The organism is Sphingobium indicum B90A, assembly GCF_000264945.2.
GTDB classification, from domain to species: Bacteria; Pseudomonadota; Alphaproteobacteria; order Sphingomonadales; family Sphingomonadaceae; genus Sphingobium; species Sphingobium indicum.
In genome coordinates this window covers 20984-43761 of record NZ_CP013073.1, presented here as the reverse complement: position 1 = coordinate 43761, position 22778 = coordinate 20984, and the positions used below count along the sequence as shown (strand labels likewise).

23 protein-coding genes and 1 pseudogene are annotated in these 22778 nt (G+C 63.3%); 5 read left to right on the top strand and 19 right to left on the bottom strand.

Features of this window, described 5'->3' with window-relative positions; genetic code table 11:
• Window positions 1-456: 456 nt before the first annotated feature.
• Window positions 457-3348, bottom strand: a complete 2892-nt coding sequence (locus SIDU_RS19005) for a Tn3 family transposase (protein WP_007686148.1) — start codon at window positions 3346-3348, stop codon at window positions 457-459.
• Between the two features lie 125 nt (window positions 3349-3473).
• Between SIDU_RS19005 and SIDU_RS19000 the strand changes: the two genes are divergently transcribed.
• Both SIDU_RS19000 and SIDU_RS18995 read left to right on the top strand, forming a co-directional pair.
• A complete protein-coding gene (locus SIDU_RS19000) occupies window positions 3474-4094 on the top strand; it encodes a recombinase family protein (RefSeq protein ID WP_007686149.1) in 621 nt (206 codons plus the stop codon).
• Window positions 4091-4621, top strand: coding sequence for a GNAT family N-acetyltransferase (locus SIDU_RS18995; protein WP_007686150.1), 531 nt, complete (start codon window positions 4091-4093; stop codon window positions 4619-4621). The genes SIDU_RS19000 and SIDU_RS18995 overlap by 4 nt, the downstream gene beginning before the upstream one ends.
• Window positions 4622-5131: 510 nt before the next feature.
• On the opposite strand, the gene SIDU_RS18990 is transcribed toward SIDU_RS18995, so the two are convergent.
• The 7 genes from SIDU_RS18990 to SIDU_RS18960 form a co-directional block, all read right to left on the bottom strand.
• Entirely contained in the window at window positions 5132-5563 is a 432-nt protein-coding gene (locus SIDU_RS18990) for a hypothetical protein (protein ID WP_007686151.1), read from the bottom strand.
• A gap of 76 nt (window positions 5564-5639) precedes the next feature.
• On the bottom strand, window positions 5640-7316 hold the full coding sequence (locus SIDU_RS18985; RefSeq protein ID WP_007686152.1) for a type IV secretory system conjugative DNA transfer family protein: 1677 nt from the start codon (window positions 7314-7316) through the stop codon (window positions 5640-5642).
• A gap of 45 nt (window positions 7317-7361) precedes the next feature.
• Complete coding sequence (locus tag SIDU_RS18980) at window positions 7362-7634, bottom strand: antitoxin VbhA family protein (protein WP_007686155.1); 273 nt, start codon at window positions 7632-7634, stop codon at window positions 7362-7364.
• A complete protein-coding gene (locus tag SIDU_RS18975) occupies window positions 7627-8562 on the bottom strand; it encodes a HEPN domain-containing protein (RefSeq protein WP_007686157.1) in 936 nt (311 codons plus the stop codon). Before SIDU_RS18975 ends, SIDU_RS18980 begins: the two co-directional genes overlap by 8 nt.
• Window positions 8559-8840, bottom strand: coding sequence for a hypothetical protein (locus SIDU_RS18970; RefSeq protein ID WP_007686159.1), 282 nt, complete (start codon window positions 8838-8840; stop codon window positions 8559-8561). The genes SIDU_RS18975 and SIDU_RS18970 overlap by 4 nt, the downstream gene beginning before the upstream one ends.
• Window positions 8837-9055 (bottom strand): conjugal transfer protein TraD, encoded by a 219-nt coding sequence (locus SIDU_RS18965; protein ID WP_007686160.1) that lies wholly within the window; start codon window positions 9053-9055, stop codon window positions 8837-8839. Before SIDU_RS18965 ends, SIDU_RS18970 begins: the two co-directional genes overlap by 4 nt.
• A gap of 37 nt (window positions 9056-9092) precedes the next feature.
• Window positions 9093-9398 (bottom strand): conjugal transfer protein TraD, encoded by a 306-nt coding sequence (locus tag SIDU_RS18960; protein ID WP_007686162.1) that lies wholly within the window; start codon window positions 9396-9398, stop codon window positions 9093-9095.
• Window positions 9399-9572: 174 nt separating this feature from the next.
• Between SIDU_RS18960 and traA the strand changes: the two genes are divergently transcribed.
• Complete coding sequence (gene traA, locus SIDU_RS18955; protein ID WP_007686163.1) at window positions 9573-12704, top strand: Ti-type conjugative transfer relaxase TraA; 3132 nt, start codon at window positions 9573-9575, stop codon at window positions 12702-12704.
• Between the two features lie 7 nt (window positions 12705-12711).
• Complete coding sequence (locus SIDU_RS18950) at window positions 12712-13449, top strand: DUF6118 family protein (RefSeq protein WP_007686165.1); 738 nt, start codon at window positions 12712-12714, stop codon at window positions 13447-13449.
• 47 nt (window positions 13450-13496) lie between these two features.
• On the opposite strand, the gene SIDU_RS20160 is transcribed toward SIDU_RS18950, so the two are convergent.
• The 7 genes from SIDU_RS20160 to SIDU_RS18910 all read right to left on the bottom strand — a co-directional run bounded on the left by SIDU_RS20160 (window position 13497) and on the right by SIDU_RS18910 (window position 19104).
• Window positions 13497-14705 (bottom strand): phospholipase A, encoded by a 1209-nt coding sequence (locus SIDU_RS20160; RefSeq protein ID WP_231923484.1) that lies wholly within the window; start codon window positions 14703-14705, stop codon window positions 13497-13499.
• Between the two features lies 1 nt (window position 14706).
• Window positions 14707-15996, bottom strand: coding sequence for an NAD(P)/FAD-dependent oxidoreductase (locus SIDU_RS18935; protein ID WP_007686170.1), 1290 nt, complete (start codon window positions 15994-15996; stop codon window positions 14707-14709).
• A 50-nt stretch (window positions 15997-16046) separates the two neighbouring features.
• Window positions 16047-16853, bottom strand: coding sequence for an SDR family NAD(P)-dependent oxidoreductase (locus tag SIDU_RS18930; RefSeq protein WP_007686172.1), 807 nt, complete (start codon window positions 16851-16853; stop codon window positions 16047-16049).
• Window positions 16850-17332, bottom strand: coding sequence for a hypothetical protein (locus SIDU_RS18925; RefSeq protein WP_007686174.1), 483 nt, complete (start codon window positions 17330-17332; stop codon window positions 16850-16852). The genes SIDU_RS18930 and SIDU_RS18925 overlap by 4 nt, the downstream gene beginning before the upstream one ends.
• The gene (locus tag SIDU_RS18920) at window positions 17322-18032 is read right to left on the bottom strand and encodes a TetR/AcrR family transcriptional regulator (protein WP_007686175.1); all 711 of its coding nucleotides are present in this window, start codon (window positions 18030-18032) and stop codon (window positions 17322-17324) included. Before SIDU_RS18920 ends, SIDU_RS18925 begins: the two co-directional genes overlap by 11 nt.
• Window positions 18033-18074: 42 nt before the next feature.
• A complete protein-coding gene (locus tag SIDU_RS19715) occupies window positions 18075-18224 on the bottom strand; it encodes a hypothetical protein (protein ID WP_158514642.1) in 150 nt (49 codons plus the stop codon).
• 115 nt (window positions 18225-18339) lie between these two features.
• Window positions 18340-19104 (bottom strand): IS6-like element IS6100 family transposase, encoded by a 765-nt coding sequence (locus SIDU_RS18910; protein ID WP_015449415.1) that lies wholly within the window; start codon window positions 19102-19104, stop codon window positions 18340-18342.
• Window positions 19105-19167: 63 nt separating this feature from the next.
• On the opposite strand from SIDU_RS18910, the pseudogene SIDU_RS19570 reads away from it, so the two are divergent.
• Window positions 19168-19302, top strand: a pseudogene (locus SIDU_RS19570) (IS6 family transposase); the annotation flags it as partial.
• Between the two features lie 205 nt (window positions 19303-19507).
• On the opposite strand, the gene linD reads toward SIDU_RS19570, so the two are convergent.
• The 4 genes from linD to SIDU_RS18880 are packed head-to-tail and all read right to left on the bottom strand — an operon-like array spanning window position 19508 to window position 22761.
• Window positions 19508-20548 (bottom strand): 2,5-dichlorohydroquinone reductive dechlorinase, encoded by a 1041-nt coding sequence (linD, locus tag SIDU_RS18895; RefSeq protein ID WP_031293069.1) that lies wholly within the window; start codon window positions 20546-20548, stop codon window positions 19508-19510.
• A 59-nt stretch (window positions 20549-20607) separates the two neighbouring features.
• Window positions 20608-21240, bottom strand: coding sequence for a YciI family protein (locus tag SIDU_RS18890; protein ID WP_007686013.1), 633 nt, complete (start codon window positions 21238-21240; stop codon window positions 20608-20610).
• A gap of 7 nt (window positions 21241-21247) precedes the next feature.
• On the bottom strand, window positions 21248-21964 hold the full coding sequence (locus tag SIDU_RS18885; protein ID WP_007686010.1) for an alpha/beta hydrolase: 717 nt from the start codon (window positions 21962-21964) through the stop codon (window positions 21248-21250).
• Window positions 21961-22761 (bottom strand): alpha/beta fold hydrolase, encoded by an 801-nt coding sequence (locus SIDU_RS18880; protein ID WP_218847786.1) that lies wholly within the window; start codon window positions 22759-22761, stop codon window positions 21961-21963. The genes SIDU_RS18885 and SIDU_RS18880 overlap by 4 nt, the downstream gene beginning before the upstream one ends.
• Window positions 22762-22778 lie beyond the last annotated feature (17 nt).

Genomic DNA, 22778 nt, shown 5'->3' with positions numbered 1-22778 from the left:
TTCACTAACGCTAGGGCTACTATCGTCATTTCACATACGCAAGCGGATTATCGTCATTTCAGATTCACCGCCGCGCTATCGTCATTTCGATTACGCTTGAGCGCGGCAGGGAAGGCCTGGCGCTATCGTCATAGTGGATTCGCCTTTTCGTCACTCTGGATTCGCTTTTTCGTCAGAGCGGATTCACCGCGCGGCAAATTTCTGCCAAAAAAGCGAGGATTTCTGCGCCTTTCCGGGCAGGCCGAATTTCCGTAACACATCACTAAACCCATATTTTAACACTAGGCTGACCTGTGGATAACTTCAGCGGAAGATTATGACGAGAGGCTGGATCATCGTGGTTTCACCCACCAGCGTCCCGCCAGATCGGACAGCTTGTCCCGAAAATCGGGACAACGGCAGCGCGACTCACCAGCGCCGCGCTTCAGGGGGGCGTTTGCGGGAGGGGGCGGAATCCTACGCTAAGGATTTGGGCCAGCGATATTCCCCGGTTAGATTGATGTGTTCCCATCCCAACGGCGAGACGTGGGCGAGTAGATCAGGCTCGATATGGGTACCGCTGGCGGCCCGGGTATTGACGACCTCGCCGAGCTTCATGGTGTTCCAGAATATGATGATGGCGGCGAGCAGGTTCATTCCGGCGATGCGATAGTGCTGGCCTTCGCCGGATCGATCCCGGATTTCACCTCGGCGGTGGAAGCTGATGGCGCGCTTTAGGGCGTGGTGGGCCTCACCCTTGTTGAGGCCGATCTGAGCCTGGCGCTGGAGGCCGGCATCAAGAATCCAGTCGATCATGAACAGGGTTCGCTCGATGCGGCCCACCTCTCGCAATGCGAGGGCCAGCTCATTCTGGCGCGGGTAAGAGGCGAGCTTGCGAAGAATCTGGCTGGGGGCGACGATCCCCGCTGCGATCGTCGCCATGATGCGCAGGATGTCGGGCCAGTTGCGCTCGATGAGCGGTTCATTGATCTTACCTCCGACCAGCGCTCGCACATTGGCCGGCGTCGCGTTGGGCGTGAAGGCATAGAGTCTTTTCTGAGGGAGATCGCGGATACGGGGGGCGAACCTGTAGCCGAGCAAGGCGCAGGCGGCGAACACATGATCGGTGAAGCCGCCCGTGTCGGCAAAATGCTGGCGAACGCGGCGGCCCGCGTCATTCATGAGCAGCCCGTCCAGGATATAGGGAGCCTCGCTGACCGTTGCCGGGATCACCTGGGTTGCGAACGGCGCATATTGATCGGACACATGGCTGTATCCCTTGAGGCCCGGGACGTTGCCATATTTCGCGTTGATCAGATTCATCGCCTCGCCCTGCTCGGTAGCAAGGAAGAACTGCCCGTCGCTGGATGCCGATTGCCCTTGTCCCCAGAAGGCGGCCATGGGCAGGGCGGCGTGGGCCTCCACGATCATGGCGAGCGCCCGATCATAGGCGCTGCCTTCGACATGCCAGCGCGCGATCCGCAGCAATTCCCAGAAGCTGTGCGTGTTGGTCGCCGCCGCCATCTTGCGCAAACCGAGATTGACGCCTTCCGCCAGCAACACGTTCATCAGGCCGATCCGGTCGCTGCAGGGCGCGCCGGTGCGCAGATGCGTGAACGCCTCGGAAAATCCGGTTCGCTCATCGACTTCCAGCAACAGATCGGTGATCCTCGCGGGCGGGAGCTGTTGATAGAGATCGAGCACGAGATCCTCGGCCCCTTCGGGCGTGTCGGCCCTCAGCTTGTCGATGTGCAGCTTGCCGTTCTCGATGATGCCGCCTGGGATCGTGCCGGTTCGCGCCGCGCGGCCAAACTCCTTCAGCCGTGTATCCAGTCGAGCCCTGCGCTCGGCCAGCCATTCGCCGGGTCGCAGCGGCACGGCGAGCCGCGCGGTCTGCTCTATCGCCTGTGGCGGGACCAGAAGCTGCTTGAGGTCGCCATAGCGGCGCGATCCCGCCAACCATATGTCACCGGACCGGAAGGCGTCGCGGATGTGGAACAGCACCGCGATTTCCCAAAGCCGGTGGTCGCCGCTCGGCTCAGCGCGAAGATGACGATGCCATTTCGAGTTGGGACGTAGAAAATCCACCGGCGGATCGACCTTGATCCCGTTACGCAGCATCGCAACGGCCGCCAGAAGAGGCGTGGCGATCGGCGCCGCCTGCATGTCGAGCAGGCGCAGCATCCTGGGCGCGTAGAGGCGGAAACGGTGATAGCCGTCCAGCACACGGCTGAGCGGGTCGGCCGCGAGCACGTTGGTCAGCGCGGAGGCCGTGGCGACAAGGGTTCTGAACCGTTCCCAGCCAGGCCCGGTGGCGATTATCCCGTCCAGGGCCGTGCCATCGTCCTGCGCTCCAAGCAAAGCACCACCGATTTCGGCAAAGGACTTCAGCGTGTCCCGAACGGCCGCCTTTTCGTCGGCGATCCTGGTGTTGCAAAGGCGTTCGGAGGCCCGATAGAGACGGCCTACGATGCGATCGTGGGTCTCCACGATGACATCGGCCAGCGATGACCGCCATTCCAGGGTGCAGACAGCGAGGATCGCAAGCCGCCTGTCTTCGGGCAGATCACGCATACCGTCGGCGTAATAGCGCTCGCCCTGCCGGCGAAGCCGGGTCACACGATGCGCCGGCACGCCGTCCAGCAAATCCGCCGGAAGATCGAACCTTTGAAGATATTCCAGTCGATCCATCAGCCGGTTAGCGGCTGCTGAATTTGCGCCAACCTCGAACTGTCGCAGCCATACGAAGCGCGTGACGCGACCATCCACCGTATCCTCCAACAGGTGAGCCAAATTCTCGCTCAGGGTTGGCGTGATGCGATGGGCGATAAGATCCTCGATCCGGCGCTCGGCCTCAACCAGCGCATCGGCGCAAAGGCGCTCGATCGTCGAGGAGCCGGGAAGGATCGTGCGGGTGCGGCGACACTCCGCAACGAAGCGACGGGCAAGATCCTCATTCGATGTCGCCGCCTCGGCTTCCCGAGCGATCCATTCGCGCAAATCCCGTGCGCCCCGCCCCGAAAAGGAGCGATAGCCGTAGATTCGGCGAAGGTCCGCCAGATGCTCGTGCCGGGTCTCCTCGCGCGCGGCATAGAGGAGTAGATCGTCGCTGGTCAGGCCGAGCTGGGCCGCGATGAAATCCGATACCTGCGCCGGGATCAACTCGCCAGGAGCGAGCACCCGGCCCGGGTAGCGCAGGACGCACAGTTGCAGCGCGAAGCCAAAACGATTGTGGGCGCGCCGGCGCTGGCGGATATGCCCGAGATCCTCATCGCTGAGGGTATAGTGCCGCAGCAGCTCACCTTGATCGACCGGCAAGTGAAGCAGCGCCTCGCGCTGTCGATCGGTCAGGGTCACGCGACGCGGCATACATGCTCCTTATTCTTTCCGAGCTACGGTTTGAGATAGCTTGATTGAGATGCTGGTTAAGATACACAATAGCCCAATCTTATGTGCTCATGTTCGTCACCGCCTCAAACCTTCGTTTGTGATCCATGCTGATCGGCTACGCCCGCGTGTCCAAAGCCGACGGCTCGCAGTCGCTCGACCTGCAGCACGATGCCCTTCGCGCTGCCGGTGTCGAGCCAGGCAATATCTATGATGATCGTGCATCCGGTAGCCGTGATGATCGCCCCGGTCTTGCCGCCTGCCTGAAATCGTTGCGCGACGGCGATGTCCTCATCGTTTGGAAGCTCGACCGGCTCGGCCGAACGCTCACCCACCTGGTCAGCACGGTGCAGAATCTGTCGGATCGCGGTATCGGTCTGCGGGTGCTCACCGGCAAGGGCGCGCAGATCGACACCACGACGCCATCGGGCCGGATGGTGTTCGGCATTTTTGCCACACTGGCGGAGTTTGAGCGGGATATGATCCGCGAGCGCACCATGGCTGGCCTGGCCGCTGCCCGCGCGAGGGGACGCAAGGGTGGCCGCAAGTTCGCCCTCTCCAAGGCCCAGGTGCGGCTCGCTCAGGCTGCTATGGCCCAACGCGACACGTCCGTTTCCGACCTCTGCAAGGAACTCGGGATCGAGCGCGTCACTCTCTACCGCTATGTCGGTCCCAACGGGGAACTCCGGGATTACGGTCAGCGCGCGCTTGCTGCCAAAACGCGATGATGATGACGGGAGCCCCGATCAAACTTACCCAAGCGGACGCCGCAGACGTTGCAGACCTGTACAACCGTTGCAGCGACTATTTCCTGTTGCAGGACGGGGCCGCGCCCACGCTGGACGATGCTCGCGAGCTTTTCTCCGATGTGCCGCCCGAAAAGAGCGCCCACAATCAAGCTGTCCTGGGATGGAAGGGGCCTGGCGGCCTATATGCAATCGCGGCCATCCTCCGCGATTATCCGCGTGATGGCACATGGTATCTCGGCTTCATGATCGTAGATGCCGCACAGCGTGGTCGTGGCGTCGGACGCTCAATTTACTCGACGGTCGAAAGCTGGGCCGCTGCGAGAGGTGCCACAGAGATTCGGTTGGCCGTGCTGGAAGCGAATGAAGCGGCAGAGCGATTTTGGCGTTCTCTCGGCTTCATTGAGTATCGGCGCGTTGGGCCAGACACCTTCAAAATGCGTAGCCATCGCCGGATAGAACTGAGCCGTCGCCTTTCTGGCGCGACCGTAGAAGGCAGCAACAAGTAAGATCTCGCGCCGGCTATCTGGGCGAGCTTGGCGTAGGATTCCGCCCCCTCCCGCAAACGCCCCCTTCAGGCACAATCAGAAAGAAGAAAAACACCGCCTCTTGGGGCTTCGCCCCGCCGGCTCGCGGCCTTCGGCCGCCCCGGATCGCTTTAGCGATCCTCCCACCCGGCATCCCCATGATGAGCCGGCTTCGCCGGCACGCTTTTTGTTAGAAAGGGGATCGTTTAAACGCTGCGCCTCCATCGCAGCCACAGCGCCAGCAGCACCGTCGCAATTGGCTTTCCAGAAAAGCCAGGCGGATAGGACAGCGATCAATCCGAGAGGGCAGGGCAGGCGGAAATGTCGCCACAGGCGCGATTTCCGGGCCGCTGGGCCTCATTTCAGACGTTCGGCAAGGTCGGGGAGGGTTCGGCCGGCATGGCGCTCTACGGGCTTCCCAGGCGGCTGATTTTTTGGAAAGCTAGATCCTCGCGGGGTCAGAGGATCTAGCGCGTAGAATTTGAGCCGGTCCTAATGGCGCGTCCGCTTCTGTGGCGGCGGCGCTGCCATAAGCCCATCAAAGGCGGAGTCATCGCCCAATGCGTAGCGGCGCAGCGGATCATCCTCCGTCATGCGACCGGCCTGCACCTCGCGCCCGGTCACATACCGCAGCCGGTCCCGGTCCAGCACGCCATCGACAAGGCATTCCGCGCGCAGGAACATCCATATCTGGCCCTGGCGGTGTTGGGCGAAGGCTTCAACATTGCCGTTCGTCTCTTGGAGATGCACGGCCACCAGGTCGCAAACGAGATTGAATATCCGCATGAGGCCAAGCCGGCTTTCCTCATCGGTAATCGCCGCGTGCAGCTCCAACACTTCATCGCGGATCGCGGGGAGAGGGGCGGAACCGCTCTCTCCATAGGCCATGAGCCGGTCCCAAAGATCAATGACGCGCTGATCCATATCCTATCCTTCCGCCCTTGGCGGCGGTTCTGACACTATACAACAATCGGCCTATCCCCTTGCTCGATAGTCCGGTTCACGGTTTGTCGAATCTCCCGGCGAACTCGCGATCGGCATAGTAAGCGAGCTTGGTCGCGACGATCGGGCGTTGCCCCGCGAGGAACAACAATTCCAGATTGGCCGGCATGGTGCGGACCTCATCGGGCGTGAGTAGGGGCCGCGCGACATGCTGCGACCCGAACGATATGCCGGTTTCCTCCGCGTCGATCGCGCGGCTCATGGTCTCGAACACGACCGTCTCCTGGCCGAGCAGATCGGAGACGAGCTTGGCGCTGTCGTGATCGTTGACCCCGAATATCTGCAAGACGCCGGCGTTGGACAGGAAGGTGCCGGCGCGGCGCTCGTAGAGCGCGCGGAGCTGGTGAACGTCCTGCAAGATCGGCCAGAGCTGGATGCCGTAACCGGCCATCAGGCCCATAGCGCGCTCGACAGGTTCGAGGCGGCCGAGCGCGGCAAATTCATCGAGCAGGAACAGGACGGGGCGGGCAGGGGAGGCGGGTGCGCGCGCCAGATCGGTCAGCCCTTGCGCCAGCATCAGGCGCAGCCAGCGGGCATAGGTGGCGAGCCGATCGGGCGGCAGCACCAGATAAACGGTTGTGGGCTGCGCCTTCACATCGGCGAAGGTGAAATCCGAGCGGCCCAGCACGGCCGACATGCGCGGGGAATCGAGAAAATGGGTATGGCGCTGCGCGGCCGACAGCACGCCGGCTGCCTCGCGGTCGGACTTGCCCAGGTGGCGGTTGGCGGCACGCGCGATCAGGCCCCGCGCCTGCGTGCTGCGCGACATTTCCCGCAGCATCCGCTGGAAATTATCAGGGGCGAAGGTGAGGCAGTCGCGCAGGGCTTCCAGCGTGCGATCCTGGCCTTGCGCTTGCGGGTCACAGGCCACCCACAGGAGGATGCCGGCGATCAGCGCCTTGGCTTCCTCGTTCCAATGCGCCTCGCCGGCTTCGCCGGGAGCGTCATAGACCAGCGCATCGGCCAGAGTCATCGCGTCGTCGGCGAGATCGAGGCCGGCAGGGTCGAGGCGATCGAGCGGGTTGAACGCGGCCGAGGCGATGCCCGTCACCCCGAAGGGATCGAGGACATGGACCGGGCCGAACCTGGCGCGATGGCGGGCGGTGATGCGGGCGTTCTCGCCCTTGGGGTCGATGCAGATGACCGAACCGGGATAGTCGAGCAGATTGGGAATGATGGTCCCCACGCCCTTGCCGGTGCGCGTCGGCGCGATCGTCAGCAGATGGGAGGGGCCGGCGTAGCGCAGCAGCTTGCCCGACTTGCGATCACGACCGATCAGCAGGCCGTCGCCATTTTGGGCGAGGGGCTTTGTCTCGCGATCGGTGGCGAAACGGGCCGAGCCGTGCGTGTCGTCGCCGGCAGGACCGCCATAACGCAGGATCAGCGGTTGGAAGAGGGCGCGCAGCGTGACGAGGAAGATGACCAGGCCCGTCAGCATCATCACGATCTGGTAGATATTGGAATCGCGGGGCAGGCCGAGCAGCTTGCCGAGGATGAGCGGCACCCCAAGCCCCAGCACCAGGGCGGTGATGAGGAACAGCACCAGGACGCCGAACAGATGGCGGATGAGGGCGACCGGGCTGACCACAAGGGCGGTGATCGCCCATATCGGGTTGGTCCGCGCGATGCGCGCAAGGTTACGGATCGCGCGGCCGAGCTGGCGGAACCATTCCATCATCAGGACTCCCTCCCATCGTCATTTCCCAATATCCGGCGCGGATCACGGCCGATCGCGGGCCTCCCATGCGGCTTCGAGTTCTGCGAGGCTGGCGAAATAGTCCTGCGCCGGCGCGCTTGCGGGCAGGCTGTTGGCATGAGCGAGCGCGGCGGCGATGTATTCGCTTTCGGAGAGTTCGCCGGCGACGAACCGGACGCCCAGCGCCGCCATTCCCGGCGAGAGAGCGAAGCCCGACAGCTCGATATTGGTCCGCGCGAAATCGATCGCCTTCTGGCGTCGGGCGCGTTCGTCGTCCGATATGGGATGCTCATTCATCGGCGGGGCTTTTCTCGGGGGTGTCGTCGCCGGCGAGGTGTTCGGCGCAGATCGCGCCGGCGATCGTGTGGAGATGCTTCACGCGGTCAACGAGCCAGGCCAGTTCGTCGGCGGTGATTTCATAGGCATGGGAATAGCGGGCCTCGACATAGGCGCGCTGCAACTGCGCGAAATGGCGGCGGGCGGCGCGGGTATCGCGCGGCCAGGCTTCGATCAGCCGGGGATCGAGATTTTCGGCGAGCGAGCGCAGGATGCCGAGACGGTGCGATTTGGGCGCGTAGAGCGTCAGGACGAGCAGCACGGCGTTATAGACCCGCTCGACGGCCTGGTGGAGCATGAACGCGGCATCGCGCGGCACGCCATCGGCAATGCTGTCCCGGGCGAGCTTGAGCGCGTGCGCGGCGAGCGGGAACCAGTGGTCGCGATGGCGCAGGGCTTCGGCGTGGCGTTCCTGCGCGTCGAGCTGGCGCGGCACGGCGAGGGCTTGCCCTGGCGCTTCGTAGAGGGCGATGCCGTCGCGGGCTATGTCGGCGAAGAAGGGACGGCCGCGCGCGAGCTGGTCGTTCACGTCCATCAGCGAATGCACGATGAAATTGACGGGTGTGGCGAGGTGCCTGGTGACGGTCAGCTCGCGCACCAGATGATCGTCGGCGACCGCCCACCATGTTTGCAGATCGGTGAAGGTGTCGGCGTTGACGACGACGAGCAGGTCATAATCGGAAATGTAACCGCTGGCGCGATCCTCGACCCAATCGCCGCGTGCGTAGGAGCCGAACAGGATCAGCTTGAGGATGCGGCCGCCCTTGCGCTTGTCCGAGAGCTTGGTTTTGACGGCATCCTCAAATTCATCGAACAGGACGCGGGCGACCCGTTCCAGCTCGCGGCGCTTGACGGCGGGCAGATGGTCGAGGCCGGTCCGCATCGTCATCCGATCGTCGCCGGCGAGATCGCCAGCGTCGGGTCGGCGTCGGGATGATCGAGGAGCTTGAGGACGATCGCGGTGGCGAGGGGAGGGGGCACGGATTCCTCGCGGAGCATGTCGAACAGGGCGTGTTCAGCCAAGTCGAGGTCCATGCCTTCGATCGCGAGATTGGCGCGTGCGTCGGCATCGTCCTCGCGCCATAGCGCGACTTCGGCCGGGGTGCCGCGCGTGAAATCGAGCGCGCGGACCTGGGCGCGGATCGCTTCGACATCGAGCCTGTTCATGGTGCGTCTCTCCCTTCCGCTTCCGCGTCGAACGCGCGCTTGCCGCGCCGCTTCCAGAGCATGAGCCGGTCGCGGTCCTCGCGCGCCTTGGCGGCCAGTTCGAGCAGCGCGCCGTAGAGGGTGGCGCGATCGTCGTCGGCCAGCTCGACCAAGCCGGCTTTCTGGACCAGGCCGCCCAGCTCTATGAGGTGGCGGGTGCGTTCGCGGCGAGCCACGGCCCATTCCCTCGTATCGGTGCGGCGCTGTGCGGCTTCAACCCTGCGTCTCGCCTGCGCCAGTTTTGCTTCCGCCTCCCGCGTTGCCGCCAGTGCTTCGGCCAGCCTTTCGGCCGCGTCCTTGAAAGAAGGCGGACCCCTTCGCGCGCCACGCCTCCTTTTCGTCGGCGCTGGCAGATTCGACGGCGGCGAGCAGCACCCCGGCCAGCACATCGAGATCGAGCGCATCGGCCCCGGTGGATGTGACCAGCTCGCCTAGCTGCTGGACCTTCTTCGCCTTGAGGGCGCGGGCCTTGTCGCCCAGCGCCTTCAACTCGGCGTCATAGTCGCGGACCTTACGCATATTCTCTCCCTCGCGCCCATGATCGGGAGTGGCAGCGTAGCACGGTCGCGGTGACAGGACAGCAGCTCCGGATAAAAAATGCGGCAAAGTCAATCATGCGAACGGCAGAGAGTGTGAGTGCGCGCTTATACGTCGTTGCCGACGTGCGCTAAGAAAGGCAGTATAGCGGCCGTCATGGCGATCTACCATTTCTCGGCCAAGGTCATCAGTCGCGCCAACGGATCGAGCGCCGTTGCCAGCGCGGCCTATCGTGCGGCGGAACGGCTGCACGACGACCGGCTAGGACGCGACCATGATTTCTCGAACAAGGCCGGCGTCGTCCATTCGGAAATCATGTTACCCGAAGGTACACCGGAGCGTTTAAACGATCGCGCGACCCTATGGAACGAGGTCGAGGCGGGCGAGAAACGCAAGGACGCGCAGCTCGCCCGCGAAGTCGAGTTCTCGATTCCGCGCGAGCTGGACCAGAAAGAGGGCATCCGGCTCGCCCGCGATTTTGTCGAAAAGCAGTTTGTCGAGCGCGGCATGGTCGCGGACATGAACGTGCATTGGGACTTGGGAAAGGACGGGCAATCCAAGCCACACGCGCATGTCATGCTGTCGATGCGCGAGGTAGGGCTGGAGGGCTTCGGCCAGAAGGTGCGCGAGTGGAACAGCACGGCGCTGTTGCAGGAGTGGCGCGAGGCGTGGGCCGATCATGTGAACGAGCGCCTCGCCGAACTGGATATAGACGCGCGCATAGATCATCGCAGCTATGAGGCGCAGGGGATCGAGCTTGAGCCGCAGCACAAGATCGGGCCGGCGGCGTCGCGTATGCCCGAACAGGGGCTTGAGGCCGAGCGGGTCGAGGACCATGCCCGGATCGCGCGGGAGAATGGCGAGAAGATCATCGCCAATCCGCAAATCGCGCTCGACGCGATCACGCGCCAACAGGCGACGTTCACGCGGCGCGACCTGGCGCAGTTCGCGTTCCGGCATAGCGACGGCAAGGACCAGTTCGATCAGGTGATGAGCGCGGTGCGGACCTCGCCCGAGCTGGTAGCGCTGGGGAAGGACGGACGCGGCGAGGACCGGTTCACGTCGCGCGAGATGATCGACACCGAGCAGCGGTTGGAGCGCGCCGGCTACGGCCTAGCGGATCGGGCCGGGCATGGTCTCCCGGCGGCGTCTAAAATGGGGGGGCGAGACACCGCCGAGAGGGTTGGCCTTGCGCTGGGAAGCCAGCAGAAGGACGCGCTCGCGCATATCACCGGCAAGAACGACTTGGCAATTGTCGTCGGCTATGCCGGCACCGGCAAATCGACCATGCTGGGCGTTGCGCGCGACGAATGGGAGCGGGCGGGCTATCAGGTGCGCGGTGCGGCCTTGTCGGGGATCGCGGCCGAGGGGCTTGAGGGCGGTTCCGGTATCGCCTCGCGCACGATCGCCAGCATGGAATATCAGTGGGAGCAGGGCCGCGAGCTGCTAGGTCCGCGCGACGTGCTGGTGATTGACGAGGCCGGCATGATCGGCACGCGCCAGATGGAGCGGGTGCTGTCCGAGGCCGAACGGGCAGGGGCCAAGGTGATCCTTGTCGGCGACGCCGAGCAGTTGCAGGCGATCGAGGCTGGCGCTGCGTTCCGATCGCTGGCCGAGCGCTACGGCGCGGCCGAGATCAGCGATGTTCGCCGGCAGCATGAGGACTGGCAGAAAGACGCCACGCGGGCGCTCGCAACAGGCCGCACCGGCGAGGCGATCCATGCCTATGCCGAGCATGGCATGGTCCACGCGGCCGAGACGCGCGAGGCTGCGCGGGAAAGCCTTGTGGAGGGCTGGGATCGCGCTCGCATCGCCGATCCCGACAAGACGCGGATCATCCTCACCCATACCAATGCCGAGGTGCGCGACCTGAACCTGGCTGCGCGCGATCGGCTGCGCGACGCCGGCGAGCTGGGCCAGGACGTGCGCGTGTCGGCCGAGCGGGGCGCGCGGGAGTTCGCGACCGGCGACCGCATCATGTTCCTCAAGAACGATCGCGGCCTTGGGGTGAAGAACGGCACGCTGGGCAAGGTCGAGCGCGTGTCGCCCGACAGCATGGCGGTGAAGTTGGACGATGGCCGTCAAGTCGCGTTCGACCTGAAAGATTATGCCCATGTCGATCATGGCTATGCGGCGACCATCCACAAATCGCAGGGCGTGACGGTCGATCGGGCGCATGTGCTGGCGACCCCCGGCATGGACCGCCATTCGGCCTATGTGGCGCTGTCCCGGCATCGCGACGGGGTGCAGCTCCATTACGGCCGCGATGACTTCGCCGACGATCGCCGGCTTGTCCGCACGCTGTCGCGCGAGCGGGCGAAGGATATGGCGTCCGACTATCCGATGTATCGGGATCGCGATGCCGAGGCGCAATCCTTCGCCGATCGGCGCGGGCTGTCGGGTGAGATCCGCGTTGCGGATGCACCCGAGCGGAAGGGCGTGGAGATCCTCGCGCCCCGCGCGGGAACTTCACGCCAGATGGGCGAGGATTCCCGCACGCCCGATATTGGCGGCGACCGCGGTGCCGGCGAGGCGAAGGCCGCGGCCGAGCGTCAGTCGCGGCGCGGTATGTTCGACGGCTTGAAGCTGTCGGCCGCGCCGGTGAAGGCGGCCGAGCCAGCACAGGGTGCGAAGGAAAAGCCGGCTCCCAAGCGGGGCATGTTTGACGGGCTGAAACTGCCCCAGCGCACGCCGACGCCGGAGCCGGCGAAGGAATTGCCCGCGCGGGCCGAGCAGGGCCAGGATCGCGATTTCCGGCGCGCGGTCGAGCGGGCCTCGCGTTCGGCGGAGGCGGTGTTGCAGGCGCGGGCGTCGGGCGGGCCGGTGCTGGAACATCAGAAGGTCGCGCTCGAGCGCGCGGTTCAGGCGCTCGACACGCTCCGGCCGCGAGCTTCGGACGATATGGCCGAGGCGATGAAGCGCGATTCCGGCTTGCTGCGCGAGGCGGCGGCGGGGCGCAGCGGCCCGATGATCGAGGCGATACGCCAAGAGGCGCGCGTGCGGGCCGATCCGAACTTGCGCGCCGATCGGTTCGTGGAACGCTGGCAACAGCTCTCCCAGGATCGCGACCGGCTTTATCGCGCCGGCGACATGGCGGGCCGCAAGACGCTCGGGCAGGAGATGGCGGGCATGGCGAAAAGCCTTGAGCGCGATCCCCAGGTGGAATCGATCCTGCGCGGTCGCACCCGCGAGCTGGGGCTTGAGATCGGAATGAGTCCGGGCCGCGAGCTTGGGCGCGAGCTGTCGCGGGGGTTGGGGATCAGTCACGATCGCGGATTGAGCCGATAGGGAGAGGATGATGGACGAGGATGAATATCGCGAACCCGATGCTGGTGACGATCCGGCGCTGGCGTTCGCGCGGGTCGAGGATCGGTTGGCGTCGGTGCATGGCGAGGTCGGGTTGCTGCGCGCCGCGATCGCGGGGCTGGCTGCTACGCGCGAGTCCATCGAGATACCCGATTACGAGCCGACGCTGGCCCGCACCGAAAAGGTGCTGGGGGTGCTGGTGCAGCAGATCGACCCCATCGCCAAAAGTCCTCTCCTGTCGATGACGCCTCACAACATGGCGGGCGAGATCGTATCGGCGGCGCTCCATGCCCGTCGCGAGGATCAACGGCTGATCGCCGAAGCCCGGACAGGACTGGACCAGGCCGCGCGCGAGGTCGGCAACCGGCTCGCATCCGCACGGCGCGGCGATGTGCAAAACCGCTGGCTGATCGGGACCGGGCTGGGGGGCGCGGCGCTGGGGATGCTGCTCTATGCGGCGCTCGCCGGCCCGGTCGCGCGGATGATGCCGGCGAGTTGGCACTGGCCCGAGCGGCGGGCGATGCACGCGCTTGGCGAACCGACGATGTGGGATGCGGGGCAACGGTTGATGCAGACCGCCGCGCCCGAGAGCTGGGCGTTGATCGTCGCGGCCTCGCCGCTCGTCGATGGCAACCGCGAGGCGGTGCAGAAATGCCGCGAGCAGGCTGACAAGGCGAAAAAGCCGGTGCGCTGCACGATCGAGGTCAGGCCCGATGGCGGAAGGTGATACCGGCATGAACTCTGCGAGAGAAAGACTGTGGCGTCGCCTCAAGATTATCGCACGAGAGCAACGCCTATACGTAACCGGCGGGTGCGCCGGTTATAATCGAGCAGATTTTCACCATAGCCGTAGAAGGACTGGGCGAAGAGATAGAGATCGGGACCACCGCCGAGGAGACGGGGCAACGGATAGGACAGGTCGGCATTGACAGCCCCTTTGCCCGAACCGAAGTTGAAACGGGTGGAGGTGGAGAGGCGCAGTCCATTATCCTCTCCGACCTCCATGAACAATCCGGCATGTCCGCGATAATGGACGATATCCGGATTGTCGGATTTGTTACCGACATACAGGGAAAGCCTGGGGGCGAATGTTAGCCTGTAATCGCCGGCGATCGGAAGGGTTGCCATTGGAGCGATGTAGATGCTGTTGATGCTGCGCGACTGGGGACCGTCCCGCCCGTTGGACTCATGACGAATACCCGCCTGCACGGTCATGGCGATGTCGCCGGTAAGGCCAACTGTCGGTGTGATGTAGATAAGTTCGGGCTGGAAATCGATGTTGCGGAACGGGGAGGATTTGCTTTCAAGGTCCCAGAACATTCTCTGGGTGTAGGCGAGGTACAGCCCGTCTCGCCAATTGGAAGACGTCTGGCTGTTCGCCGAGGCTCCGAACAGGCGATATTTGAAGCTCAGTTGAATGCGAGCTTCGCTGTCGGTGCCTGGCCCGTAAACGGCATAGATGGGTTCATACAGGTCGAGATTGTCCACAAAGGCGTTGCCGGCTTTTCTGTCGGTAGGTGGCGGTGGAAGAATCGGTGCATTCGGATTCGAGCGATTTTCGGCCTCATGCGTAGCGGTCTTCACAATGGGCGCAAGCACCACCTCCTGAGTTGACCAGGCAGGAATGGAGACCATGGCTCTGACGAGGGGTTCATTTGCGGGCAGGCGATAATGGGCCTGCCCAAATCCATGCGCGTCGATGGCAAGATGCGGCTCTGTATCGTTAGCGCGCGCCAACAGGAGCGTGCGTTCACGATTCTCCTGCCGGACTTTCGCTTCGATCCTGTCCGGCAGGGCGAGGATTTCTTGTCTGTCAGTCCGGTTCAGAAAGCGCAGTGCAACGACCTGTTCGCCACTGGCATCGGTTTCTACCTGGCCGGTCAGTAGAACTTCCATGTCGGGCGGTGAAGCCCACACGGTGCCGGGAAGAACAAGCCAGAATGCACCGAGGATCAGGCAGCTTCGTTGGTGAAGGCGGCCCATGTCAGGCCAGGCGCTCGCGCCGGCGCACCGAGGTGTCGAGGGTATCGGCAAGCCACAGCAGGCTACCGCGAACCGGTCCATAAATTCGCGCCTGATGCCGCCGATAGAGCAGCGCATGCCCAAGCTGCGCCATGCGCCCGTGCAGGAACCCACCCCGGAACAACCCGAAGCGGCCAAGCGTCCCATAAGCGTCATAACCGCCGAGCGACACCAATGACCCGAAGTCATGGTAGCGAAATGGCGGCACGGGCTTTCCTTCCAATATTGTAGGCAAAGTGCGGCCAAGATAAACGCTCTGCTGATAGGCTGCTTGGGCCGTGGTCGGCAATGGACTCTCGCGGTCCGGAAGCATGACACTCGCACAGTCGCCCAGCGCGAAGATATCGGGGTCATTGGGTGTCGCCAAATTCGGGTTTACGATGACCTGCCCGAGCCTGCTGTGGTCCAGGCCATCTATCGCAGCGACAAACTCGGGCGCACGCACCCCGGCCGCCCAGAGTTTGATGGATGCCTCGATCCTGCGTCCATCGGCAAGCTGGAACCCATCGGCATCGCCCGCCAGAACGCGCGCCTGCGTCAACACCTCGATGCCCAGCGACTCCAGGACCGTGTGCGCGGCATGCGCTACGCGCTCGGGAAAGGGGCCGAGAATGCGCGGCTGAGATTCGATAAGGTATATTTTCAGCCCGCTTCGCGCTCCCGAAGCGCCATGCTGTTCCAGCACATCGGCCAGCCGCACCAGTTCGGAGGCAAGCTCTACCCCGGTCGCGCCAGCCCCAACGATAGCAATCGAAAGATGGTCGTTCGAGGCGATCGCCTGAAGCATTGCGACACGCAGCCGCTCGCTGAAGGCAATGGCTTCGCGCCGGCAATCGATCGTCATGCAATGCTCTACGACGCCGGGTGTGCCGAAGTCGTTGGCTCGGCTTCCCGCAGCCAGCACCAGCTTGTCATAGGGCAGGCTGCGCGCGGGGAGAATCTCCGCCCCATCGACGACGAGCGGCGCCAGAAGGACTTGCTTCGCTGCGCGGTCGACGGCCATCACTTCGCCCATCTCGAAACGGAAGCCACGCTGCTGAGCCTGAACCAGATAGGCGGTCTGGTTGGCGCCGGTGTCGGCCGTTCCGGCCGCGATCGTATGGAGCATGGGCTTCCAGACATGGGCCGGCTCACGATCTATGAGGCGTATGTCAAGGCCCAGCCGCTTCGCCGGGGCGCCCGCCAGTTGGCCCGCAAGGTCGAGTCCGGCCACACCGCCACCGACGATCAGGATGTTTTTGCGCGGGCTCATCGTTTCAATCCTTCTGACCTGGCCGGCAGCAATGATCGCCGCCGGGCGCTTCAGTGCATGTGTGCGCCGCCATTGATATCCAGCGTGGTTCCAGTGATGTAGGACGCCTGCGGCGATGCCAGGAACACGACGCCAAAGCCGACTTCCTCGGGCGTCCCCAAACGGTTGAGCAATGCAGATCGCGCGGTTTGTGCCCTGAATTCTTCGCTCGTATTGCGGTAGAATTCCGGTGTTCCGACCACGCCTGGAGCGATGGTGTTGACGGTGATGTTGGCGTGAGCCAGATCGTAGGCGACCTGACGGGTGAGGCCGATCAGCGCGGCCTTTGACGCCACATAGGCGGGGTTGGCCGGGCTTACCGCAAGCTGGCCGGTTCCCGAGGTCATCGTTATGATCCGGCTGTGCTCAAGAGGGCGGGCCAGACGCAACTGGGCAAATTTGCGAATACAGAAGAAAACCCCGCTGAGGTTCAGAGCGATACCCCGGTTCCAGTCCTCGGTGGCCGTCGTCGCAATATTGGGATGAGGATTATCCGGGTTCACGGGAGCGCCGCCGGACGCCACCACCAGCACGCTGGCCGGCCCATCCGCCTCGATGCTATCGAATGCGGCATCCACCGCCCTATCTTTTGTGACATCGAACACGCTTACGTCGTGGCCCTCGCCCGCCAAAGTGCGCAAGACTTCACGGGCTCGGTCTTCATTATAGTCTGCAACGACGACGCGATACCCTTCCAGCGCCATGCGCCGGCATATGTCACTGCCGATCCCGCCGGCGGCGCCCACAACAATGGCTCTGCGCCGTTCCATCGGCACGGTTTCGGAAATATTCATCACAGGCTCCTTGATTTCATTCATTGCGGGGAACGGGTCCAGCGCGGCGAGAGGCGTTTGCGAGGCTGGTTCTCGGTGAGGACGCGAACGAGATTGAGCCAGTCATTGACCTGGACAGCGGCGGTGGTCTCGGTGAGACGATAGTGTTCGATCATCCGGTTGAGCAACTCGTCGATATCGTGGATCACGAGATTGCGCGCGGCATTCAGGTCATCGCGGTTGTCCGGATCGAATGGCGTTTGAGGCTCCCACCGATCCTGCATCGCCGTGCGAAAGCGCTGCCATTGCGCGTTGAGCAGGGATCGGGGCCGATTTTCCGCTGTCCATCGGGTGATGGCCTGTTCGGCCTTCCGATCACCAAGGGCAAACTCGTCGCGGACAAGAATGCCGATATCATGAAGATCGCCCCGCATCGCGCGATCATAGTTGTCGAGGCGGTCCACCCAAAGATCATGGATGCGGGCGGAGATTACTTCCCAGTCCGCGATGCATTCATCGGCCATCTTCAATGTCCTGTTGCGCGAGAGCGGCGAGCTCGGACAGCCTGTCCGCGCCCAAATGATCTCGCAGGGCGAGCAAGGCCTTGAGACGCTGGCGCGTTCGAATAAGATGCGTCTTGTCGAGCCGGTCGCCGGTTATTCCGGTCAGGATACCCATTTGTGTGTCGGCCAGAACGATGGCGAGGAACATGTCCGCCAGAAAATCCGACGCGGCTTCGTCACGGCAGAACGAGGCACCAGTCTGTTCACGGAACATACGGCGCATCCATGCCTGGATCCTGGGTACGATCTGGCGATAGATTTCCCCGATACCCGGATAATGCTGCCGCTCGGCAATCACCATCCGCAACAGATCGATCGTTTCCTCGCTGGTGGCGACGGCGATCAACCGTTCCGCCATGGCATCGAGATCGCCGCTGGCGGCGGGCGCGATGGTTTCGGTGACGGCCTGCGCGAAGCGCTCGGCCTCTTCCTCGACAATCGCCTCGAAAAGAGCGAGCTTGCCGTCGAAATGGCCATAGAGCGTTCCGCGCGACCCACCGGTGCGAGCCATGATGTCGTCGATGGTGGCTGCGGCGAATCCCTTTTCGTGAAAGACCGAGCGGGCTGCGGCGATAAGCAGGCGCCGCCGCTCTTCCTTCCGCTCCGCACGCCTGGAGCTTTGCGCGACCGGACGGATCGCCGCTCCCTCCTTATTCGACATAGGTTTCTTCCATTTCACAAACCGAATTCCTCCTGGCCCCTGTCAGTGACCCGCGTTGGTATCGATCGGTCCCTTGGGCTTGGGCGCAAGCCAGATGAGGGCGGCAGCGACGGCGAAGCACATTACAATCGCCGCGAACGTATTGAGGGTTGCCAGCATGACGCTTTGCCCTTCGACGATATTGGTCAGCATGACCCTCGCCGATTCCGGGGATGCGCCGCCCGCGATCATGCCATCCAGGGTCGATTGTCCCGGCTCTGTTGCAAAGATTGGCGGCAGTCAGAGGTAGGCTGTCGCTCTGCGCCGATCAGGCGGCTGCTGCGAAATGGTGGTTGAGCATGCCCATGGCCTCCGTCAGCGCCGAGGGCCCAATGCCAAAAGCTCTCTCCACAAGGCGCACCTCGCCCCTGATGCCGGGCTGCAGGCACCAGGGGCGAGCCTGTCCTTTGCGCAGGGCTCGCATGACTTCGAATCCCTTGATCGTGGCATAGGCCGTGGGGATCGATTTGAAACCGCGCACCGGCTTGATCAGTATCTTGAGCTTTCCGTGATCGGCCTCGATCACGTTATTGAGATACTTCACCTGCCGGTGGGCCGTCTCCCGGTCCAGCTTTCCTTCGCGCTTCAATTCGGTGATCGCTGCACCATAGCTCGGCGCTTTGTCGGTATTGAGCGTGGCAGGCTTTTCCCAGTGCTTCAGGCCTCGCAGGGCCTTGTCCAGGAACCGCTTCGCTGCCTTGGCGCTGCGGGTCGGCGACAGGTAGAAATCGATCGTGTCGCCCCGCTTGTCGACTGCCCGGTACAGGTAGGTCCACTTGCCCCGCACCTTGACGTAGGTTTCATCCAGGCGCCAGCTCGGATCAAAGCCACGCCGCCAGAACCAGCGCAGCCGCTTCTCCATCTCCGGGGCGTAGCACTGGACCCAGCGATAGATCGTCGTATGGTCGACCGAAATGCCGCGTTCCGCCAGCATTTCCTCAAGGTCGCGATAGCTGATCGGATAGCGACAATACCAGCGCACCGCCCACAGGATCACATCACCCTGGAAATGGCGCCACTTGAAATCCGTCATCGTTCCGTCCGTCCAATCTCCGCCAAGCATGCTCAAGCTTCACGATTTTTGCAACAGAGCCGACAGGCTCGCCCCTGGTGCCTGCAGCCCGGCATCAGGGGCGAGGTGCGCCTTGTGGAGAGAGCTTTTGGCATTGGGCCCTCGGCGCTGACGGAGGCCATGGGCATGCTCAACCACCATTTCGCAGCAGCCGCCTGATCGGCGCAGAGCGACAGCCTACCTCTGACTGCCGCCAATCTTTGCAACAGAGCCTTTTTTGTTACGCGTACTTCGAGAAGTGTTTGATCCATATAAGAAATCCATGCTCGTCCTGGATTCGAGCGCTGTTGAATGGTCTCGGCCCTGCCGGACGACGCGTTCAGGGCATGGACCGCGTCGCTTGCGGACGGCGCGGTGGTTGCCTTTAGGCGTTGCTCAGGAGATGGATGACATTCTCGCTCGGCGGATGGCCGGGCCACTGGATGATCGCATCCTTGACGGAGGGCCGCGCGAAGAGCCGATTGGCATAGGCCTCGACACGGGGCTTGCCTGCACCGTCTTTCCAGAAACCCGAATAGCCGAGCCAGAGGAAGCGGTAGAGACTGACGGCCCAGAACAGGTCGGCGAGCGTGAAGCGGTCGCCGAACAGCCAAGGTCCGGTGGACGCCCCGAGGTCGCGATCGAGATCGGTAACCAGCTGCTCCGCCTTCGAGATGGCGGTCCGCATTTGCGGCTCGTTGATGACGAACGAGGCGGCGGCTTCCTCCTTCACAATCTTGTGTTGGTAGGCTTCGAGGAGAAGCGGGTCGCCGTCCGCGAGCGGGATATTGCGGCGCACGGCGTCGATCTTGTGTGCGTGGATGCCGGGCATGACCGCCTGCATGCTTTCGGGCCGACGATCACCGTCCGGATCGGCGCCGTAGAGCAGGGCTACATGGGGCGTCGTGTCAGCGAGCTGGACCTGCTTGAGCACAGCCTCCCGTATGTCGGCGGGCAGAAGATCGGTACCGCCGGACAAGGCGTCGCAGAGGTAGAGGCAGATTGCCTTGGAATCGGCGAGGATCCGGCCGGTCTCATGGTCGACGAGGGTCGGTACGACGAGCGGGTCGAACCCTTCGGAATCAACAGACGACTGCCCAGTGAACGAGCTGACAGGACGGTGCTTGGCTGCGGCTTCCGATCGCAACCGCAGCCGGACATATTGCGGACAATAATTCTCACTCTGCGGGGGAAGGATCGTCAACTCGTTGGAGCCGAAGGTCACGCCCTTCTCCATTAGGGTGCCGCGCACCTTTTGCGAGCAGACTGAGAACACGAAGTGGAACAGTTCGAACCGCGGTTCGACCGTCGCTTCGCGGCGAAGGAGGCTCGGTGACTGTCGATCCGGGCTAATCAGAGTCGATTGCTCAGGCTTGATAACCTCTTCACGGACTTTCCTCGCCAGGGTTTCTGTATCAGCGCTCATATTTTTATGATCCTTTTGCCTGGAACTGAGACGTTCGGGGATTTTTGCGGGCTAAATCGTCATGTAGAATGAGTGTGTTCCGCCGGCGGCCGGATGGCTGGTGAACTTTCCCGGCGCTCCTGCCCCACGCAGCGCGCAAGGCCGGTAAGCAGCGGCAGTGCAACATAGGTCGCGGCGGGCACGACAAGCCCCACGACCAAGAAGGAGCGCAGCAAAACGGGAAGATGGGCAATGGTGTCGCCCAAGAGAATGTTGACGAGGGCCACTAGCGGCGCGAGCGTGGTGATCAGCAGCAACACTCTGAGATGGCGTGTGCGGAGCGAAGGTTGGGGCGCAGCGCTCACCCCTTCCTTATTCAGACTTTGATGCGCTGCGTCTTGTCTCTCGACGTTCGCCCCTTGCCAGGGGTATCGCCGATCGAACCCGCCCATCCGCCATTCAAGAATGTCGATGCTTTGACGTGCCCCGGACACGGTCATGGGGTCTTCGGCGATGAAGGCCCGGGCTGCGTTCCAATCGTCGACATCAACGAGATATGTCGATCCGACCAAATCGCCGCCTTCGGCGAAGGTGGTCCCCACTGCCAAAATGCTTGCGGTGTGCGACGCAAGATAGGCGCGGTGTGCCGGTATGGCTGCTGTGCGCTCTGCCAGCTTTTCAGGCGAGATGGTGGTTATGACGGAGAACAGCATGGGACGTTCAATCCGTCAGACTTGGCGTGCTTTGCGGCACGAGCGGCTGATGTCGCGGCCCGCGCGTAGGGACCGGCGGGTTCAGCTCGAAGCGTGCGATCAGGGTGTCTCGCAACAACGCGATCTCGTCCGCCCCAATTCCATGGTCCTTGATCGGTTGAATATACTCGCCGACATCAGCACCAGAGAGTCTAAAGCGCTCAGCTGTCTCCCGCACATGCTCTGCCTTGACCCAATCGTCGTTCAGACCACCTGTGAATATCGCCTTGAGACCGGTAAACCGAGGCTCAACTGGCGCGGTTGGGAGCTCAAAACCCGGGAGGCTTCCGGTCAGCGAGCCCAGGAACCCCATTTTCGCAGCGCCGCACCACATGAAGTGACTGGCGAGGCAGGCACCCTGGCTGAAGCCGACTATGCCCTGACGGTCTAGCGCGACCCAGGCTGCTTCCAGCCGCGAGGAGATCTCAGCCAAGGCGGTGCAGGCGTCAGCCACAGACCTGTCGCCGTCTGGATCGAACCCGTCATATTTGGGCGAGTACCACGCCCCGGCGGGCGCTTGCAGGGCAAGCCAGGCGACAGAGGGCAGATCGAGCTGTCTCGCAAGTTCCAGCATCGCTTGCGCACGCTGGCCACGGCCGTGCAGAAGAATGATCGCAGCATTTGCCTGTTCGACAGGCGGGCCGGTCACGATTGTCCCATAGGGTCCTTCAGGGGAAAACGTCATCGCGGCGCTCCAGCAATATGGCGGCATAGCCGGTCCGCAAAGGCGACAGGATGCTGCATCGCGACCTGGTGCGCGGCACCCGTCACAACTTCGAATGCGGCACCTGGAATGAGAGCGGCGGTCGCGCGGACCGCCTCCGGTGGCACGGCGGCATCGTTCGCACCGGCTATGACGAGCGTTGGCGTTTCGACCTGCGGAAGAAGGCTTCTCGCGTCATGGCCCTTGATCGCTGCGACAGCGCCGGTGAATCCGGCAACTGTCGTGGCCAAGATCATCGACTCAGCAAGATCCAGCAGACCTTGGTCGACCGCTCCGGAAAACCATGCCGGATACACGATCGGCACCTGCGTAATGAGCCCGCCGCTGCGCACTGCGGCCACCCGCTTGTCCCAGATCGGCCAAGCTGGCTCTGGAACGAGAGAACCTGCTGCCACGAGTGTCAGCGAGATAAGCCGGTGTCCCGCCGTGGCGCCAAGATATTGCGCGACCATCGACCCGACCGACGTGCCAACAAGATGAACTCTTGCAAACGCGAGGTTATCCATTACATTAAGCACGTCGGCCGCCAGTTCGGCTAGACTGTAGTCGCCGGCACTCGGCGAACTCGTTCCATGACCCCGCAGGTCCATCGTGATCGCATATACCCCTGAAGGTAAACGACCGGCCACGTCATTCCAGGACCGCCAGTCGGCCAGCAGGGAAGAAAGGAGCAGGATCGGCTCACCGCTCGGCAAGCCAGTGGTATGAACACCGATCCGCGCACCATTTCGGCTATTGACTGCCCGATGTCGCCACATTCTCTTCACCCAGCCTG